Origin of the sequence: Rothia sp. HMSC071C12 (assembly GCF_001813895.1) — a bacterium.
GTDB lineage: Bacteria > Actinomycetota > Actinomycetes > Actinomycetales > Micrococcaceae > Rothia > Rothia mucilaginosa.
The window spans coordinates 26,790-44,508 of sequence record NZ_KV814370.1 but is presented as its reverse complement, the minus strand read 5'-3'; the positions used below and the strand labels follow the sequence as shown (position 1 = coordinate 44,508).

Below are 17,719 nucleotides of genomic sequence, written 5' to 3'. Positions count from 1 at the left end.
CCCTGTCATATCGGGCGGCCGAACCATGAAGATGCTCGCCGTGCAGATTGCCACAATATGGCACATCTGCACGGCGAGTGCGTTTGCCCCGTAGGGGCGGCATAGCTCACAATTAAGGCATGACTTCAAAGGTGAACTACGCATCTCAGCGAATTGTAATTATTGGTGGTGGCCCCGGCGGCTATGAGGCAGCGATGGTGGCTGCCGCATCCAACGCGGACGTGACTTTGATCGAACGCAACGCCATTGGTGGCTCCGCCGTTCTGACTGACGTTGTGCCCTCTAAAACCCTGATTGCTACGGCGGATATGATGACCCGCTTCTCCGAGGCGGGTAGCCTGGGCATTGAAAACACGAAGGGTAAGGCACCCCAGTTGCGTGTTGATATGGACCGCGTGAACCGCCGAGTCCGCGACCTGGCCCAGCAGCAGTCTGCCGACATTAAGCGTGCCCTGGCCTCTGCTGGTGTGAAGATTATTCACGGTACCGGTAAGCTTCTTGACCGCCACACCGTGCAGGTGACCGATGAGGCGGGCCTCGTCTACCCCCTGCACGCAGACTTTGTGCTGCTGTCGGTGGGTACGCATCCGCGTGAAATGGCGACCGGTATGCCTGACGGCGAACGCATCCTGACCTGGACTCAGCTGTACAACCTCTCCGAGGTTCCCGAGGAGCTGATCGTGATTGGTTCGGGTGTGACCGGTGCGGAGTTCGCTTCGGCGTATAACGGCCTGGGTTCTAAGGTGACGCTGGTGTCTTCGCGTGACCGCGTGCTTCCCGGCGAGGACGAGGATGCAGCCCGCGTGCTGGAGGACGTCTTTGAGCGTCGCGGCGTGCGAGTGATGCCGCGTTCCCGTGCGGCTGCTGTTGAGCGTACTGAGGATGGCTCCGGCGTTATTGTGACTCTGTCGGATGGTCGTAAGGTTTCTGGCACTCACTGTCTGGTTGCTATTGGTTCGATTCCGAACACTGAAGATTTGGGCCTGGAAGACATCGGTGTTGAGCAGACCCCGAGCGGTCATATTAAGGTGGACGGTGTGTCCCGTACGAGCGTGAACAGCATTTATGCCGCTGGTGACTGCACGGGCGTGTACCCGCTGGCTTCTGTGGCTGCGATGCAGGGCCGTATCGCTATGGCGCACATTCTCGGTGATGCGGTGCGTCCGTTGCGTACCGATAAGGTTGCCGCGAACATCTTCACCTCCCCGGAGATTGCGACCGTGGGCGTGAGTGAGAAGGACCTTGCTGAGGGTGCCTACCGCGGTGACGCGGTGACCCTGCAGCTGGGCACGAACCCGCGCGCGAAGATGATGGCGATGCGCGACGGCTTTGTGAAGATTTTTGCTCGCCGCCACTCCGGCACCGTTATTGGTGGCGTGGTGGTTGGTCAGCGTGCTTCCGAGCTGATTTACCCGATTGCTTTGGCGGTGGAGAAGAAGCTTGCGGTGGATGATCTGGCGGATACTTTCACGGTCTACCCCTCGCTCTCTGGCTCTATTGCTGAGGCGGCACGTAAGCTGCACACTCGCGGTCTGTAATCCGCGCACGAGGCGCTGGGCCGGGGCGTTGCCCGCTAGGCACAGCATCCCTATAAACATAAAAGCGGTGGGGGCCGCCTCCTGAATCTAAGAAATTCAGGAGGCGACCCCCATCGCTTTGCCGTAGAGACGCGTTAGCTCCGTGAAGCTTTACTTCGTGGTGCTGACAGCGTTCATGTCCACGTCACGGGTTTCGTGAGTGAGCAGGATGAAGACAACACTCAGGATCGAGGCGAATGCCAGGTAGCCGCCCACTGCAGCCACACCGTAGGAAGTGTTCAGCCAAACGGCCACGAACGGGGTCAGGGCCGCACCGAGGATGGACGCCACGTTGTAGGCGATACCGCTGGCGGTGTAACGCACGTTGGTGGGGTACAGCTCCGGCAGGTATGCGGACATGGAACCGAAGGACAGACCCATCAGGCACATGCCGATAAAGATGAAGAGGGTAACCACAGCGGCGTTTGCGTTCGCGCCAGTACCAACAACGGAGGGGGAGATGAACAGACCGAAGGACAGACCGAAGACCGCCATAGCGATGGTGGTCCACAGCTGCTGGGTGCGGCGGCCGTACTTGTCAGCCAGCCAACCCGAGATCGGAATGAAGATCGCGAAGCCGATAATGGAGATCAGCTGAATAATCAGGAACTCGCGGTAGGGGATAGCCAGACCGCCCTTATCGGCCTTGCCGATACCGTAGGAGAGAACCCACGCGGTCATCAGGTAGAACAGCACGTAGCAGGCAACCATGATGAAGGTGCCCTGAATCATGGGCCACCAAGCGACCTTGAACGCCTCAACGAGCGGGGTCTTCACCTTCTCGTTGTTAGCGGCAGCCTTGGCGAAGACGGGGGTCTCCTCCAGCTTGAAACGCACGTACAGACCAACGGCGACCATCACGATGGACAGCAGGAACGGAATACGCCAACCCCAAATGAGGAAGGGGTGCTCGAGGTTCTTCGCGTCGGTTGCGGAGTTGAAGGTAATCCAGCTGGTCAGCAACAGCATGAAGCCGTTCGCAAGCACGAAGCCGATGGGTGCACCCAGCTGAGGCCACATCGCGGCGCGGGCGCGCTTGCCGTCCTCAGCGTATTCGCTCGCGAGCAGCGCCGCACCGGACCATTCGCCGCCCAGGCCCAAGCCCTGGCAGAAACGCATAATGGTCAGCATGGTCGGTGCCCACAGACCAATCTGGTGATAGGTGGGCAGCAGGCCGATGATGAAGGTTGCCAGACCCATGGTGAGCAGTGCACCGACGAGGGTAGCCTTACGACCAATCTTGTCGCCGAAGTGGCCGAAGATCACGGAACCGAGGGGGCGCGCGATGAATGCGACGCCGAAGGTAGCGAAGGAAGCCAGAAGCTCGGTGGTTGCGTCCTTCGAGGGGAAGAACAGTACGGGGAACACAGCCACTGCTGCCGTGGCGTAAATGTAGAAATCGTAGAACTCGATGGTGGTACCAACGAGCGAGGCGAGAATAACTCGACTGCGAGGAGTCGTATTCTTCACCGGTGCAGCAGACGCTTTCGTGTCGGATGCAGAAGCGCTCATGAGGAAAACTCCCGAGATGGTGAATTTGTGTGTACACATGGAGCCTGAGGTAGGTGTTCCGTTGCCGGTCAGCGCGGGAGGCGGGTGTGCCGTAGGCGCGTACTGGGTGCCGTGACCGCACCGGGTGGGGTGCGGCAGGCGTCGGATTCTGAAAGACTCCTCTAAAGTGCAACATTATAACTCTGTTCAGAAAAACCCAAACAAATACAGCCACTATCTGGACGCGAACACAAGGGTTAGCGGCGTAAATCCCACCTAAACGGGCAAGAGCGGACATAGAAAATCCCCCGGAAAGATACGAGACGTTACCTCATGCCTGCCCTTCCGGGGGATTCGTATAGCCTATGGCGCTCGCGGTATCGAGACCGCAGTAGCGAGATAGAGCGTTACTTGATGGTCGCCAGCACCGCGCCGGAGGTGACGGTATCGCCGGCCTTAGCGGACAGACCCGAAACCTTACCCGCCTTGTGTGCGGTAATGGGCTGCTCCATCTTCATAGCCTCCAGCACCAGAATCAGGTCGCCCTCAGCGACGGTGTCACCGTCAGAAGCCGCCACCTTCACAATGGTGCCCTGCATGGGGCTGGTCAGCTCATCGCCGCCACCCTTCGCCGCGCCGCGTGCCGAACGGGACTTACGGGTCTTGGACGCTGCAGGCTTTGCGGTGTGCTTGGTGCCACCGCTCAAATCGGGCAGGGACACCTCCAAACGCTTACCGTTGACCTCGACCACCATGGTGGTGCGCTCGTCCTCGTCAGAGTTCACGTTACCGGGTGCACCGGAGTACATGGGGATGGTGTTATTGAATTCGGTCTCAATCCAGCGGGTGTGCACCTTGAACTCGCCGCCCTCAGCCGGTGCGAAGGCGGGGTCGTCCAGCACGACGCGGTGGAACGGAATGACGGTGGGCATACCCTCAATGGTCAGCTCAGCCAGGGCGCGGCGAGCACGCTGCAGAGCCTGCTCACGGTCCGCGCCGGTGACAATGAGCTTAGCCAGCATAGAGTCGAAGTTACCGCCGATAACGTCGCCAGCCACGAAGCCAGAATCCCAGCGAACACCGGGGCCGGTGGGCACGGTCAGCTTCTCGATGGTGCCGGGGGCAGGCATGAAGGAACGGCCCGCATCCTCACCGTTAATACGGAACTCGAAGGAGTGACCGCGCAGAACCGGGTCCTTCTCCTCAATCTTCTCGCCGCGAGCAATACGGAACTGCTCACGAACCAGATCCAGACCGGAAATCTCCTCGGAGACAGGGTGCTCCACCTGCAGACGGGTGTTCACCTCAAGGAAGGAGATGGTGCCGTCGGTACCGACCAGGAACTCACAGGTGCCGGCACCCTGGTAGCCAGCCTCACGCAGAATCGCGCGGGACGCCTCATACAGGCGCTCGTTCTGCTCATCGCTCAGGTAGGGTGCGGGCGCCTCCTCAACGAGCTTCTGGTTACGACGCTGCAGGGAGCAGTCACGGGTAGAAACCACTACGACGTTGCCGTGTGCATCCGCCAGGCACTGGGTCTCAACGTGGCGGGGCGAATCCAGGAAGCGCTCGATGAAGCACTCGCCGCGACCGAACGCCGCGGTTGCCTCACGAACAGCGGACTCGTACATCTCAACAATGCTCTCGCGGTCGCGCGCCACCTTAATGCCGCGGCCGCCGCCACCAAATGCGGCCTTCACCGCAATGGGCAGACCGTGCTCATCCGCGAAAGCAACAACCTCATCGGCGGACTTGACCGGGTCCTTGGTGCCGGGCACCAGGGGAGCGCCCACCTTCTGCGCGATGTGGCGTGCCGCCACCTTATCGCCCAGCTGGGTAATGGACTCGGGGGAGGGGCCAATCCAGGTCAGGCCCGCGTCGATGCACTTCTGCGCGAACTGCGCGTTCTCGGACAGGAAACCGTAGCCGGGGTGCACAGCGTCGGCACCGGAGCGGATAGCAATCTCAATGAGCTTGTCCATCACCAGGTAGGACTGTGCCGCGGTGGCACCGCCGAGAGCATAGGCTTCATCGGCGAGCTTTACGTGCTGGGCATCGCGGTCGGGGTCAGCGTAGACGGCGACGGTCTGCAGACCCTCATCGCGGGCTGCGCGAATCACGCGGACAGCAATTTCACCGCGGTTAGCGATAAGAATCTTGCTGACCGGGCCGGTGTGGCGGCCGGGGACTGCAGTAAATTTCTTGGCGGCTTCTGCCTGGTGCTGAGTCACTTAAAGCTCTCCTTTAATCTCCTGCTCCAAGGATACATCGGCAGGATTGGCGAATATAACGCGCATCATACTGTTCTATCTTATCGATTGGTGTTCAATAATGTGTATTTCAGGGCGCGCTTTGAGACAGATTTATACGATTGCGCTGGATCTAATCCTCATCCTGGGGCGCTAACCACAACTCGGTCACCGCGACCTCGCGGCGGCGCAACATATCGCGTAGCGCGTGAATGGACAGGCCCACCACCGTGTGGAACTCACCCTCAATACCGCGAATAAACGCCGAACCGTAACCGTCCAGGGTGAAGGAACCGGCTACCCAGAGCGGCTCACCGGTAGCAATGTACGCCTCAATTTCTTCGGGGCTGAGCGTATCAAAGTGGACGGTGGCGCTACGTAGTTCAGAAACGGTGGGCAACTCAGAAGTAGCGGACAGCTCGGCACCTGGCTCAAGACCGCGCAAATCCACGAGCGCGTGACCGGTATGCAACACACCGTGGTTGCCGCTCATGGCACTAACGCGCTCGCGTGCCGCCTCGGCAGTGTGAGGCTTGCCGTAGGCAACACCCTCAAACTCGAAGACCGAATCGCAGCCCAGAACCAGCGCATCGCGCACACCCTCGGCGGCGAGTTCAGCGGCAACTGCCTGCGCCTTCAACTGCGCCAGAAGGGAAGCGGTCTCAGCCGGGGTGAGTCCCGCACGTCCCTGCGCTCGCGCCTGTTCGTTGGCGGTAGCGAGTGCGGCGTCCTCATCTACGGAGGAGACGCGCACCGTGAATGCGATGCGGGAGTCTTCCAGGAGCTTGCGGCGCGCCGGGGAGGCGGAGGCAAGAATTAGTCGGGGTGATGAAGCGCTGGTAGTCATGGGTTCTATTTTAAGCGTTGCCGGAGAGTTTTACTTTCGGGTTTTACTCTGGGGTGCAGATTGAGGGTCACTGGGTGGAAGCCTCCGCCGGTGCGTCAGCGTTGAGCACGGAGCCTTGGTGCAATCTGGGGGGGGGCGTGATCTGCGGGAGGGCTGGAGTGTCGAGCCGAGGGGCGTAACGAGGGGGCATAAAACCGGCGGGCATACAAAGAGCGTGTCCCATCCCCCTCAACCACGTAGGAGATGGAACACGCCGTTCAAAATCATAACTCTTCTCAAACCTTAAAGAAAAAAGAATCAATAGTGACACTTTTATGACGTTTGACAAATGTATTTTGCCCATGCTGGGGGCATGGGTGGCGGAGAAGCGACACAGCGCTAAGCAGTACCGCCTAGCGCCGTGTGCATGAGCCTTCGCCAGATTAGCTTGCCAGATTAGCGGCGTGCCGCGGCGGTGTTGTCTTCCACCTCGTGAAGTCGCTGCGCCTCGCCGGCGATGCGCTCATCGTAGAATTCCTGAGCCACGAAGCCGCCCTCAGAACGGGGAGCGTTGTAGAGCTCCTCATCCAAAATGCCCTCGCGGCGAGCCACAATCGCGGGAACCAGAGCCTGACCGGCAACGTTCAGAGCGGTACGACCCATGTCAACGATCGGGTCAATCGCCAGGAGTAGACCCACGCCGTCCAGGGGCAGACCCAGAGTGGACAGGGTCAGGGTCAGCATCACGATAGCGCCGGTCGTACCAGCGGTTGCTGCCGAACCGAGCACGGACACCATCACAATCAGCAGATACTGGGTGAAGTCCAGCTGAATACCGTAGAACTGAGCCACGAAAATCGCCGCCAGTGCCGGGTAAACCGAAGCGCAACCGTCCATCTTGGTGGTCGCACCCAGCGGAACCGCGAAGGACGCATAGGCTCGGGGAACACCCAGGTTGCGTTCGGCAACGGTCTGGGTCATCGGCATCGAACCCATCGAAGAACGGGACACGAAGCCCAGCTGAAGCGCCGGCCACACGCCCGAGAAGTACTGTCGGACCGACAGGCCGTTCGCACGCACAATAATCGGGTAGATCACGAGGAAGACCAGCAGCAGGCCAATGTAGAGGGCGATAACGAACGCGACCAGCGAACCCATCGACGCCCAACCGTAGGCAAACACTGCCTTAGCGATCAGACCCACGGTACCCAGCGGTGCCAGGCGAATAATCCACCACAGAATCTTCTGGATAATTGCCAGGGCGCTCTTGACCACGTCAATGAACGGCTTGGCAGCCTCGCCGACCTTCAGCGCGGCAATGCCGACCGCACCGGAAATGACCAGAATCTGCAGTACGTTAAAGGACGCCGACGCGGTGATGCCGGAATCACCGGACTTAGCACTGACACCCAGACCCAGGAAGTTCACCGGAATCAGACCGGTCAGGAACGCGGTCCACGAACCGGTCGAGCCGGTGTATGCCTTGCCCTGCACCTGCGCACCCACGCCCGGCTGAACGATCAGGCCCATCGCAATACCAATGAGCACCGCGAAGAACGCGGTAATCGCAAACCAGATGAGCGTGTTAACCGCCAGGCGTGCCGCGTTCGTCACCTGCGACAGGTTAGAGATGGAGGCGACCACGGCGGTGAAAATCAGCGGAACAACGGCAGCCTTCAGCAGGGTGACGTACGAGGAGCCGATGGTATCTAAGGTCACCATGAGCCAGTTGGGGTTGCTCTTCGCGTCCCCACCCAGTGTGAGGGCGAGCGCGCCGAGAACAATACCTAGAATGAGGGAGGCAATGATTTGGTTGCCGAAAGAAGTAGCCCACTTGGGCAGACGTGAACGAGATGATGCATGCGGTGTAGACATGTGGCATACTCTAAAACTTTTGTGCACTCCGGCGCGAGTTTGTGTGAAGAAGTGTTTCAATCCGGTGCAGTGTGGGGGATGTGTGACGAACCGTGACCTTCCGGTGGCACTTTTCGGCTGTACATCCAGCTGCCCAACCAGCAGCACAACCCAACCAGCAACGCCGCCAGCTGACCCCAATAGGCGGTTAAAACGGCTGATAGTTAATTAGGAATCACCGCAAAAGCAAACAGAAAGGAAACAACTGCGCAACATGCGGGGAAGCTTGCTGAGATTTTGCCGTCAGCGGATAATCCGAAAGCTAGGGCTTGATATGCTGGAATCACACCGATAGTCCGGCGAAAGTCGCCGGATGATGCTGTACCCACTCAGCTTCATGTACGCGTTGAGCGTTACGCCACGCACCACCTTTCAAGGAGAGATGCATGAGTTCTGCTCCCCAATACCCCGGCGGAACCACCACCCCTAACGGCCCGAAGAAGCCCCGCAATCGCATGGAAGCGGTTGCAGATTTCGCTACCCGCGCCGCACAGACCTCAGCCCAGCAGACCCTGAACCTGGGTGCGACCCGCCCCGGCATCGCCAAGATGATTGCCGTAGCGGGTGCCGGCGTGCTGCTGGTTGGCGGTGGCATCTTCGCCTACAACTCCATGCACCAGGAAGAGAATGCGTTCCTGTCGCAGGGCGAAGAGTACGCCCGCGTCTGCCAGGACGCGAAGACCGGCCTGCGCGTGGAAGATAGCGAATGTGAGAAGGCAGGCGTTCAGGAGCCGACCGACTCGCCCTCGGCCTCTTCCACGGAGTCCTCAAGCTCTTCTGGTTCTTCCGGTTCCTCCAGCTCCTCGGGCTCTTCTGGGTCTTCGGGCACTTCTGGTTCGACCACCACCCACAATAATTCGAATGCGTTCCTCTGGTACTACCTGGGCCGCCAAAGTGCCGCGAACTCTACCGGCACCCCCACGGTTCCCGGTGTGGGCACCAAGCTCTCCGGAGGCAGCACCACCCGCCCCAGCAACGGCACCGTCTACAGCGGTGTGTCCTCCAAGGGCGGTAGCTTCGAAGACTCCTACCGCAGCGCGAAGAAGTCCTCCACCGTCTCCTCCGGCAAGGTGACCAGCACCAACAACTCCGGTAAGACCTCCTCGGTGCGTAATAAGACCACCGGCTCGGTCTCCAGCGGTAAGCAGGGCACCAGCAATAGCGGTAGCACCGGCTCCTACAGCAAGTCGAACACCTCCAAGTCCTCCTCGAAGTCCGGTTCTTCGTCCAAGTCCGGTTCTTCCTCGAAGTCCGGAAGCAAGGGCGGTTTCGGTGGCGGCTCGAAGTCCGGCGGCGGTACCTCCGGCGGCTAAGCCATAAGCCATCACACTGAATGCGGGCAGGGACTGAACGGTCCCGCCCGCATTTTCCTCACTAGAACAACCAAACCCGCGGTGACGTAACAACACCGCTTTCCATTCACTACTTCGAAGGAGCCTAGCCCCTCATGCGCCGCGAAGAATTTCCCGTCGGCCGACCCGACTGGGAGAACGTCATCATTGAGGAAGGCCTCACCTACAGCGTGGACGGCCCCCACGACACCGACCACTACTGGAACGAATACGCCGCATACATTTTCAGCCCGCAAGAAATGGACTCTGTGCGCGCCCAGGCAGAAGAAATGCACCGCATGTGCCTGGAAACCGTCGAGTACATTGCCTCCGGCGCGTTTGGCACCCTCGGCCTGCCCCAGGCAGCGTTCAACCTCGCCGTAGAATCCTGGAACCGCCGCGACGCCGACTTCTACGGCCGCTTCGACTTCACCTACTCCGGTGTGCCGGGCGACCCGATGAAGCTGCTCGAATACAATGCAGACACCCCCACCGGCATCGTGGAGGCGGCAGTCAGCCAGAAAACCTGGGCGAAAGACCAGCGCCTCGACACCCGCGGCTACGCCCACTGGGGTGAAATCGGCGAAGCTTTCACCAACCGTTGGCGCCACATCTTCGCCCCCGAAATCACCGCGGGCGTGCAGCCCGTACTGCACCTGGCGCACGTGCCCCCCGAGATTGACGAGACTAACGAGGACTACAACAACCTCTGGCTCATCGCCTACTCGGCACAGCAGGCGGGCATCAAAACCCACATGATTCCCATCGACGAAGTCATCTTCAACGAAGACACCAAGAGTTGGGAAGACGCACAGGGACGGCGCATCACCAACCTCTTCAAGCTCTACCCCTGGGAAGACCTGGTCACCGACAGCGAAGCAGGCTACGACAAGCTCCTCTTCGCCTACCACGGCGCCATGGACCGCTGGATTGAGCCTGCGTGGAAGATGTTCCTCTCCAATAAGCTGCTGCTCGCCGCGCTCTGGGATAAGTACCCCGGCCACCCGAACCTCGTACCCACCTACGCGGGCCACCGCGGCGGCATGCGCAACTGGGTTCGCAAGCCCATCTTCGGACGCGAAGGCGACGGCGTAGAAATCTACGCCCCCGACTACGACGTCTTCATCAAGCCCGAAGACGACGACTTCTTCGCCAACGCCCCCGAAAGCGAATTCATCTACCAGGAGTACATCCCGGCACCGCGCTACGAAGGCATTATCAATCCGGTCAGCCACCCCATTCTCGGCGTGTGGGTGGTCGATGGACGCACCGTAGGCGTGGGCATCCGCGAATCGAACGGCGCGCTCACCGACTATTGGTGCCGCTTTGCCCCGCACCTGGTGGATCTGAACGACTCTTCCGGCATGGGATTCGGCACCACCGACCCCGGCACCGCAAACTTCGGATAGCCCCCAGAAGACATAGACCTCAGAGGACATAGACCTCAGAAGACACGAAAATACAGCGAAGCCCCCGCCTCAGCCGCAAAGCTGAAGCGGGGGCTTCATCTATAGAGTTCCTATGCGGAGGCTCTAGTCCAGAGGGTACTCGTCTAGAGGCTACTCGTCGTCCTCGTCATCGTCATCCTCAGTATCCAGAGGAAGCATCATCTCATCGGTCAGGGCGCGGCGCAGAGTGTCCAGACCCACCGAACCGAGCAGAAGCGCACGAGTGTGGAACGCACGCATGTCATCGCCGCGGCGCAGAGCCTGATCGCGCAGCTCCAGCCACAGGCGCTCGCCAATCTTGTAGCTCGGCGCCTGACCCGGCCAACCCAGGTAACGCAGGAACTCGAAACGCAGGTGACCCTCGGACTCGTCCAGGTTCAGCTTCAAGAACTCGTAACCCAGCTCAGAAGTCCAGATGGTGCCCGGCTCAACGCCCAGCTGCTCAGCCCACTCAGCGGGAATCGGCATCTCGCAGTGAACACCAATATCGAAGACCACGCGGGCGGCGCGCATACGCTGAGCGTTCAGCATGCCCATGCGGTCACCCGGATCCTTCAGGTAGCCCAGTTCCTCCATGAGGCGCTCGGCGTACAGCGCCCAGCCCTCACCGTGACCGGACACCCACAGCATGTTCGTGCGCCAGGAGTTCATGGTGCCCTGCAGAGCCGTAGCAATAGCAATCTGCAGGTGGTGACCCGGAACGCCCTCGTGGTACACGGTGGAGGTTTCACGCCAGGTAGTGAACGTGTCCTCACCCTCGGGAACCGACCACCACATGCGGCCCGGACGCGAAAAATCGGGGGAGGGGCCGGTGTAGTAAATACCGCCCTCGTTCGTGGGCGCAATGCAACACTCAATGCGGCGCATGGGGCCGCCAATTTCAAAGTGAGTATCCGCCAGGTTCTCCACCGCGGCGTCGGCGAGCTTCTGCATCCATGCCTTCAGCTCATCGGTGCCGTGCAGCTGACGTGCCGGATCTTCATCGAGTAGCTGCTTCGCACGCTCAATGCTTGCGCCCGGCTCAATCTCCTCGGCAACCTCACGCTGACGAGCGATAATGCTCTCCAGTTCCTTCACGCCCCAGGCGTAGGTTTCGTCCAGGTCAATGGTGGTACCCAGGAACGAACGGGAGTGCAGGCTGTACGCCTTACGGCCCACAGCGTCGCGGGAGGGAGCGATCGGCTGTAGCGTCTCCACAAGGTAGCTGTTGAGGCGGCGGTAGCCTTCCTTAGCAGCTTCGGCACCTGCGGCAGCCTCGTCCTTCAGCGCGGGGACAGCCTCGGCGACCTCAGCGGCCAGCTCGTCAAAGAAACCACTGGGAGCGTAGTACGCGGCGGTCTGCTCAATGACAATATCCACCTGGCGGCGCGGGGCGACCTTGCCCTCTTCACGAGCCGCCTCAAGGGTCTGGATGTAGCCCTCCAGCGCCTCGGTCACGCGGTGCATACGACCAATAATGTGCTCCCAATCCTGCTGGGTGTTGCGCTTCATCAGGTCAAAGACCGAGCGCACCTCCTGCGGGACGGAGGCAATATTGTTCAGCTGCCAGCCACCAAAGCCAGCCTTGTGCTGCTTGCGGTACAGGCTCAGGCGCTCCTGCAGAGCATCCAGGGTGACCAGGTCAACGTCATCAATAGGCAGGACGTTATCGACCTTCTTCAAAGTCTTCTTCGCAAGGCGCGCGAAAGCCTTCTCGCCGGCGGGCGAGTAGTCGGGGTACAGGGTCTCTACGCCTTTGCGACCAAGCTCGGTTGCATGGACGGGGTTCAGGTCGAGGACCTTTTCAAAATATTCGTTAGCAATCTGATCGACGTCGGTCAGCGAGCGCTTCAATCGGTAGATGCTGGGAAGTTCCTGGTAAGTGCTCATGTTCATATCCTAACTCAGGGGTGTGCCTTCAACCACGATTTTCGGTGATATGGGTCGCTTAAACCGGCAATATTACGTGCTGAGCGGCACCGAACGCCAAGAAAAGGGCCCACCTGTGGACAACTCACCGGGGAGGATGCGCGAAAACGCCCCGGCTTTCTTCTCCTGAACGTGCAGGAGAGGAAGACCGGGGCGTCACCCAGATGGGTTACAAGCTGCTAGCTGGCGACTTAGCCGGTGAAGTATTCACCGTTGAGCCCGAGCAGACCGTTCGCGCTCTGGACCACGCCGAGGCGGTGCGCAATGAGGCGGTCCTGCAGCTCATCGCCGGATACCAGATCCACCAGAATGTTCGGGTACTTGGTCGAGCAGCGGATGAACTCGTCGTACGCCTCATCGCTGAATGTGGCGTTCGTGATGAAGGTGCCGAGCTGACCGCCGCGGGCGTGAATTGCCAGGAAGAACGCGGTAATGTCCTGAGGCCGAACGCTCGCGGACAGCACGCCGTTGGATGCCGGGCGCAGAGTACGAACGTAGAACGCTCGCTCTTTTTCACCGGTGGCGGGGGTCGCCACGCCGTCCACACCCCGAGCCTCCAGCGGCTCCACGGTGTAGCCGCGCATCAGGAACAGATCGAAACCAATACGGTGGAAACGCTCCTCAGACACCTGCGCCAGGGCGGGTGCCAGCGCGTCGCGGCGGAAGACCTGACGGTAACGCTTCAGAGCCTCACGCACCTGAGCGGCAGCCACCTGCAGAGCAGTGGACGGGTCAGCGGAGGCGGGAACCGGGACAGCAACAGCAGGCTGAGCAGGAGCCACAACGGGTGCAGAAACAGCGGGTGCAACCGGCTCAACAACCGAAGCCGCGGAAGTAACCGGCGCAGCCGCCGGAACCTCAGCGGGAGCCTGGGCAACAGCCGCCACCGGCGAACCAGCCGGACGCGCCAACAATGCCGGAGAAGCACCCGGCACCGGAGCCAACGGCTCACGCAAAGCGCCCTCACGAGCTGCCAGACGAGCCTGACGCTCCGCCGCGCGCGCCTCCTTAGCAGCCTGAAGAGCCTCCTCACGAGCCTGCAACTCAGCCGCAATATCCTGAGGCAGCTTGTGCTTGAGTGACTGCGGCGGCAGCGGCGCCATGCGGGCGGTCACCGCCTCCGGAGCACCCTCCGGGAAACGCTTGAGCAGCTCCTTACCCGCCTCGCTCAGCTCGTAACGCTCCGGGTTCTTGCGGGAGGTACGACCGGTACCCTCACGCAGAGCGTTCAGGTAGCGTTCGCCCTTGAGCACGTGCATCGCCACCGAATAGCGGTTACGCAGACGCGGGGTCAGCTTATAACGGTGCGGAGCGACCTCACCCTGCAGGTACGGGATGTCCAGGGCGAGCTTCAGCTCATCGTAAATGTCGTAGTAGGAGATGCGCGGGTTCTCCTCAACAATCTTCAGAATCGGGTGCAACAGCTGATGCGGGTACGGCAGAGCGTCCACCGCCGCAGGATCGAGCAGAGCCGAAGCCACCAGCTTCTGAACGCTCGGCTCAACCATCTGCGCCATAGCCGGCGCGAAAGCAGGACCCAACGAGTAGACGGTCTCACGCTCGGAGAGGTAGTGGTGGGCGATCAGCACATCGTAGAGGTAATCCTGCGCGTCAATCTGCACAAAATAGGGGTTCGAGGACGCCTGCTGAATACGCTCGTCGCGGTCAAAGACCTGCTCCAGGCTCGGAAGGCTCAGCTCCACATCGGCGCCGTGGTCGTTGAGGGTGTCGAGCAGAAGAACGCCCATATGGGTCAACAGGGCATCGGTTGCGGCAATATCCTCAGCCGTAATGGAAGCGCCCTCATCCTTCACCAGCGCCAGCACGGAGCTCAGCTCGCTCGCCGGTACGCCGGTTTCCTCGTGGCGTGCCACCAGCTCCTTCGCCGAAGGCGACAGCGAGTACAGGGTCAGCGGAGAATCCGTGTGCTCGTGGATCGTCTTGGTGCGCAGGTAGCCCTCACGGGTCAGCAGGCTCAGCGCCTGAGCGATCACCGGCTCAACAATGCGCTGCTCCAGGTACGACAGGCCGTACCAGCCCTGCACAAAACCGCACTCACGCAGCACCAGCTCACGAATCTTCACGGGAGCTGCCGCGGGGTAGGCCGGGGTAACACTCAGGACAATGGGCAGAAGCTCACGCACCGTAATGTGCGAGAGCAGAACCGGGTAGAACTGCTTCAGGTAGTAGAGGTACACGCCGCTGAGGAGGGGCAGAACCGGCAGAAGAGCCTGCGCCTGCTGTTCCTTCGAGGTGCCCAAAAGTTCACGGCCAGCCTCGCTGAGGGCGTAGTGCAGGTTGCCCGGATGCAGCTGGCTGAGGGACACCTCAAGATAGTCAGCGTTGACCAGCGCCGCAATCAGCTTATTGAGTGCCTCACGGAAGAGAACATTGTCACCGACCGCAATGAAACGCTGAGTCATGTTGAAACCCAGGTCCACACCTACGGGGGTGTACATATCGGGGAAGAAAACCTTCTCGCCACGGTCCTGAGCGCGCTCAAAATGGCGGAGCAGGGAGAAAGCCGCCGCAACGCTGAGAGCGCGTGCTTCCTCGGGTAGGGCCTCCCACGAAGTTTCCTGCTGCAGAGAGTGCAATTCGGAATGGTCGATATGGAGCATTGTTTTATTCACAAAAGCCACGCCGGGCTCCTTATCTGGTGTTATTTATCGTGCGGGCATTCTTCATAAAGTGCAGTCATTCGAGCGGGAAAATATTCACACAATACTGGGCGACACCATCTTTATTTTTGGGTCGACACTTTGGTAACCCACTTTGGTAACCCCTTGTGAAGAGAAGTACGTGAAGAGAAGTAGGAACGGTAGATTTCTCAGCACGTTCCGCTCACGTACCGTCTTCTATGACGAACACTTCAGAAAGAACGCTATAAATTATGGTGAAGTGCTGATACCGTCACGGGTATATACACTTCGTGAAATAATGCGAGTATATATAACGCATTACCCTCCCATTGTATCGGCTGGTTCAGGAAATAACCTAGTTTTCTAAAACCAACCGATATATGAAAAATATCCTCAAGGAAAAGTGAAAATACATTAAGTGAAATGACGTAGGAAATGCGCGAAGACCAGAGACATTCAGAGGAAAATACTTACCCCAAGCCCCCGGTTACTCCAATCCGCGAGCAAAATACTCCTCATCAATGCGATAACCGCACTCGCCCTCACCATCAAGCACACCCACACGATGGCGAATCATCAGCTCCACCAGCTGATGCTGATCAACCAGAGCAATATTGCGTGCCCCCGGCAAACCCTGCAAATACTCGGGCACCGGATGTGCAAAAGCACCGCAGGTCACCAAAACACCCTGCAAACCGCCGTGTAAAAGTACCGCACCGGCAAGCTTCTGAATCTCATTGGGGGTGACCTTCATGGTTCCGCAATAGTGCTTCACCTGAATATAGATCGGCGCGAAATCCAGGCCATCAGAATAGCGGGCAATAACGTCAACACCCTTATCGTCGGCACCGCCGGTTACCTCGGTATTAAAACCGAGAGCCGTAAAAATATCGGCAACAATCTGCTCAAAATATTCTGGCGTCACCGCGTGAATGTGCTGAATCAAATCCTGTGTAAAATGCTCCGCAAACTCGGCCTGAGCGTGAATCACCGGCGAATCGCTGGCACGCAAAATAATATCCAGCGGAGACTGACCGGCAGGCCAGGAATTCGCAGGCCCAGCGGAATTCAGGGCGGGTATAGGGCAGTCAGCATCGGTTGCATCATAAGCAGCGGGGTTCAACTGAGCATGATCAGCGCCTGAGAAAGGCGGCAGAGCGTTAAGGGCACCAGTGTCAGGAGCGCCAAAAATGAGGCGATGCTCCGCCTCCGCAGTCGCCAGGAGTGCATTCGCCTGCTTCTTGAGCTTCTTCACGCTCTTCGCCGTCAAACTCTGCGCACACAGCGCCTGCACCTGCTTCACCACACGCGGCGGTACCGAACCGTGCAGATGCGGGGTGCAGGTCAGCTCGGCACCCAGAGGAGTGAGCAGGTACTTCCTCTTCTCCCACGGGGTTATACGAGGCATCAGCTGGGCATAACGAAGTGCCACCAAGATTTTCAAGGTGGTGCGCACAGCCACCGCAAAATCGGTGGATTCAAGAGCCGGTAGGTTCTTCTTTGACCCCAACGCCTTAGTCTGCTGCCGCAACTGCTCACTAACATAGGCGGCGGTGCGAGGCACAGTCTTCGACAAGCGCCGTAGCGTCGGCAACAGAAGCGCGATATAGACATCCGGTGGGGGCCTATGGTTTTTATTCAGCATCTTTGCCATGGTCCCTGCCAATTTATTAACACTAATGTGATGGTATATACATCGTAGCATCAGTACGTATCATCATGACTTTATCGTTTCTAATATGACAAAACCACAAGAATCGGCGCATTAGATGTTCAATAGCGCAATATCAATCTTGAATTTGAGGCAAAACAATATATTCCCGCCACACCAACCGGCGTGACGGGAATATAAGAAGCAGAGTTATCAGCTCGCGTTACCTGGGGCGAGCGCGCCTCCACGAACCGGGACCGGGACGCAACGAAACACCCAGGCGCTGGCCGCGGTTCAGGATGCGCGAAGCAGCACCCACCAGCGAGTTCTGCTCCTTCTGTGCGGCATTCGCCTGCATCATCGCAACCACAGCTGTGAGGGCGGCAATCTCCTCCGGGGTGGGGGAGCCCTTAACCACCTTCAGCAGAGGCTCCTGCTCAGCGTCAGTATCTACCGAAGACTGAGCGGAGTCCTTCGCGGCACTGGATGCGCTATCCGCGTGTGCAGAAGAACGTGCGGAGCTACGCTCAAGCTGCTCGGGGCTCTCAGCAGCCTCCGAACTATCCTTCTTTTTACCGAATGAGAAATAACTCAGCGGGTTGTAGCCTGCCAAAGGCACGCCTCCTTAGAAAACCTAAAATCCTGGGAATGCCCGCGCCACAAGCGGCGCGGGCACAGCGGA

11 protein-coding genes are annotated in these 17,719 nt (G+C 59.5%); 3 read left to right on the top strand and 8 right to left on the bottom strand.

Annotated features, from left to right (window positions below; all coding sequences use genetic code 11):
* Nucleotides 1-119 precede the first annotated feature (119 nt).
* Nucleotides 120-1,538: an NAD(P)H-quinone dehydrogenase gene (locus HMPREF2942_RS02795; RefSeq protein WP_070688321.1), complete on the top strand. Its 1,419-nt coding sequence runs from the start codon at nucleotides 120-122 to the stop codon at nucleotides 1,536-1,538.
* A gap of 150 nt (nucleotides 1,539-1,688) precedes the next feature.
* On the opposite strand, the gene HMPREF2942_RS02790 is transcribed toward HMPREF2942_RS02795, so the two are convergent.
* The 4 genes from HMPREF2942_RS02790 to HMPREF2942_RS02775 form a co-directional block, all read right to left on the bottom strand.
* Nucleotides 1,689-3,089 carry an MFS transporter gene (locus HMPREF2942_RS02790; protein WP_005508870.1) on the bottom strand — a complete coding sequence of 467 codons (1,401 nt, stop codon included), beginning with the start codon at nucleotides 3,087-3,089 and terminating at the stop codon, nucleotides 1,689-1,691.
* A 386-nt stretch (nucleotides 3,090-3,475) separates the two neighbouring features.
* Nucleotides 3,476-5,299: an acetyl/propionyl/methylcrotonyl-CoA carboxylase subunit alpha gene (locus HMPREF2942_RS02785; RefSeq protein WP_070688319.1), complete on the bottom strand. Its 1,824-nt coding sequence runs from the start codon at nucleotides 5,297-5,299 to the stop codon at nucleotides 3,476-3,478.
* A gap of 151 nt (nucleotides 5,300-5,450) precedes the next feature.
* Nucleotides 5,451-6,164, bottom strand: a complete 714-nt coding sequence (locus tag HMPREF2942_RS02780; RefSeq protein WP_049345185.1) for a Maf family protein — start codon at nucleotides 6,162-6,164, stop codon at nucleotides 5,451-5,453.
* Nucleotides 6,165-6,599: 435 nt separating this feature from the next.
* Nucleotides 6,600-8,018: a dicarboxylate/amino acid:cation symporter gene (locus HMPREF2942_RS02775; RefSeq protein ID WP_070688317.1), complete on the bottom strand. Its 1,419-nt coding sequence runs from the start codon at nucleotides 8,016-8,018 to the stop codon at nucleotides 6,600-6,602.
* Between the two features lie 425 nt (nucleotides 8,019-8,443).
* Between HMPREF2942_RS02775 and HMPREF2942_RS02770 the strand changes: the two genes are divergently transcribed.
* Entirely contained in the window at nucleotides 8,444-9,370 is a 927-nt protein-coding gene (locus HMPREF2942_RS02770; protein WP_070688315.1) for a hypothetical protein, read from the top strand.
* Between the two features lie 134 nt (nucleotides 9,371-9,504).
* Nucleotides 9,505-10,797 (top strand): glutathionylspermidine synthase family protein, encoded by a 1,293-nt coding sequence (locus tag HMPREF2942_RS02765; RefSeq protein ID WP_070634135.1) that lies wholly within the window; start codon nucleotides 9,505-9,507, stop codon nucleotides 10,795-10,797.
* Nucleotides 10,798-10,947: 150 nt separating this feature from the next.
* Here HMPREF2942_RS02765 and HMPREF2942_RS02760 read toward each other — a convergent pair whose 3' ends face one another.
* The 4 genes from HMPREF2942_RS02760 to HMPREF2942_RS02745 all read right to left on the bottom strand — a co-directional run bounded on the left by HMPREF2942_RS02760 (nucleotide 10,948) and on the right by HMPREF2942_RS02745 (nucleotide 17,656).
* Nucleotides 10,948-12,705 (bottom strand): DUF885 domain-containing protein, encoded by a 1,758-nt coding sequence (locus HMPREF2942_RS02760; protein WP_070688313.1) that lies wholly within the window; start codon nucleotides 12,703-12,705, stop codon nucleotides 10,948-10,950.
* A gap of 230 nt (nucleotides 12,706-12,935) precedes the next feature.
* Entirely contained in the window at nucleotides 12,936-15,386 is a 2,451-nt protein-coding gene (locus HMPREF2942_RS02755) for a restriction endonuclease (RefSeq protein WP_070688311.1), read from the bottom strand.
* 487 nt (nucleotides 15,387-15,873) lie between these two features.
* The gene (locus tag HMPREF2942_RS02750; protein WP_246822788.1) at nucleotides 15,874-16,962 is read right to left on the bottom strand and encodes a restriction endonuclease; all 1,089 of its coding nucleotides are present in this window, start codon (nucleotides 16,960-16,962) and stop codon (nucleotides 15,874-15,876) included.
* Between the two features lie 298 nt (nucleotides 16,963-17,260).
* Nucleotides 17,261-17,656 carry an acyl-CoA carboxylase subunit epsilon gene (locus tag HMPREF2942_RS02745; protein ID WP_246824074.1) on the bottom strand — a complete coding sequence of 132 codons (396 nt, stop codon included), beginning with the start codon at nucleotides 17,654-17,656 and terminating at the stop codon, nucleotides 17,261-17,263.
* Nucleotides 17,657-17,719 lie beyond the last annotated feature (63 nt).

Bases quoted from the DNA above. Each gene is read 5' to 3' on its own strand.
- HMPREF2942_RS02795 (WP_070688321.1), top strand. From the start codon at position 120: ATGACTTCAAAGGTGAACTACGCATCTCAGCGAATTGTAATTATTGGT.
- HMPREF2942_RS02790 (WP_005508870.1), bottom strand. From the start codon at position 3,089: ATGAGCGCTTCTGCATCCGACACGAAAGCGTCTGCTGCACCGGTGAAG.
- HMPREF2942_RS02780 (WP_049345185.1), bottom strand. From the start codon at position 6,164: ATGACTACCAGCGCTTCATCACCCCGACTAATTCTTGCCTCCGCCTCC.
- HMPREF2942_RS02775 (WP_070688317.1), bottom strand. From the start codon at position 8,018: ATGTCTACACCGCATGCATCATCTCGTTCACGTCTGCCCAAGTGGGCT.
- HMPREF2942_RS02770 (WP_070688315.1), top strand. From the start codon at position 8,444: ATGAGTTCTGCTCCCCAATACCCCGGCGGAACCACCACCCCTAACGGC.
- HMPREF2942_RS02765 (WP_070634135.1), top strand. From the start codon at position 9,505: ATGCGCCGCGAAGAATTTCCCGTCGGCCGACCCGACTGGGAGAACGTC.
- HMPREF2942_RS02760 (WP_070688313.1), bottom strand. From the start codon at position 12,705: ATGAGCACTTACCAGGAACTTCCCAGCATCTACCGATTGAAGCGCTCG.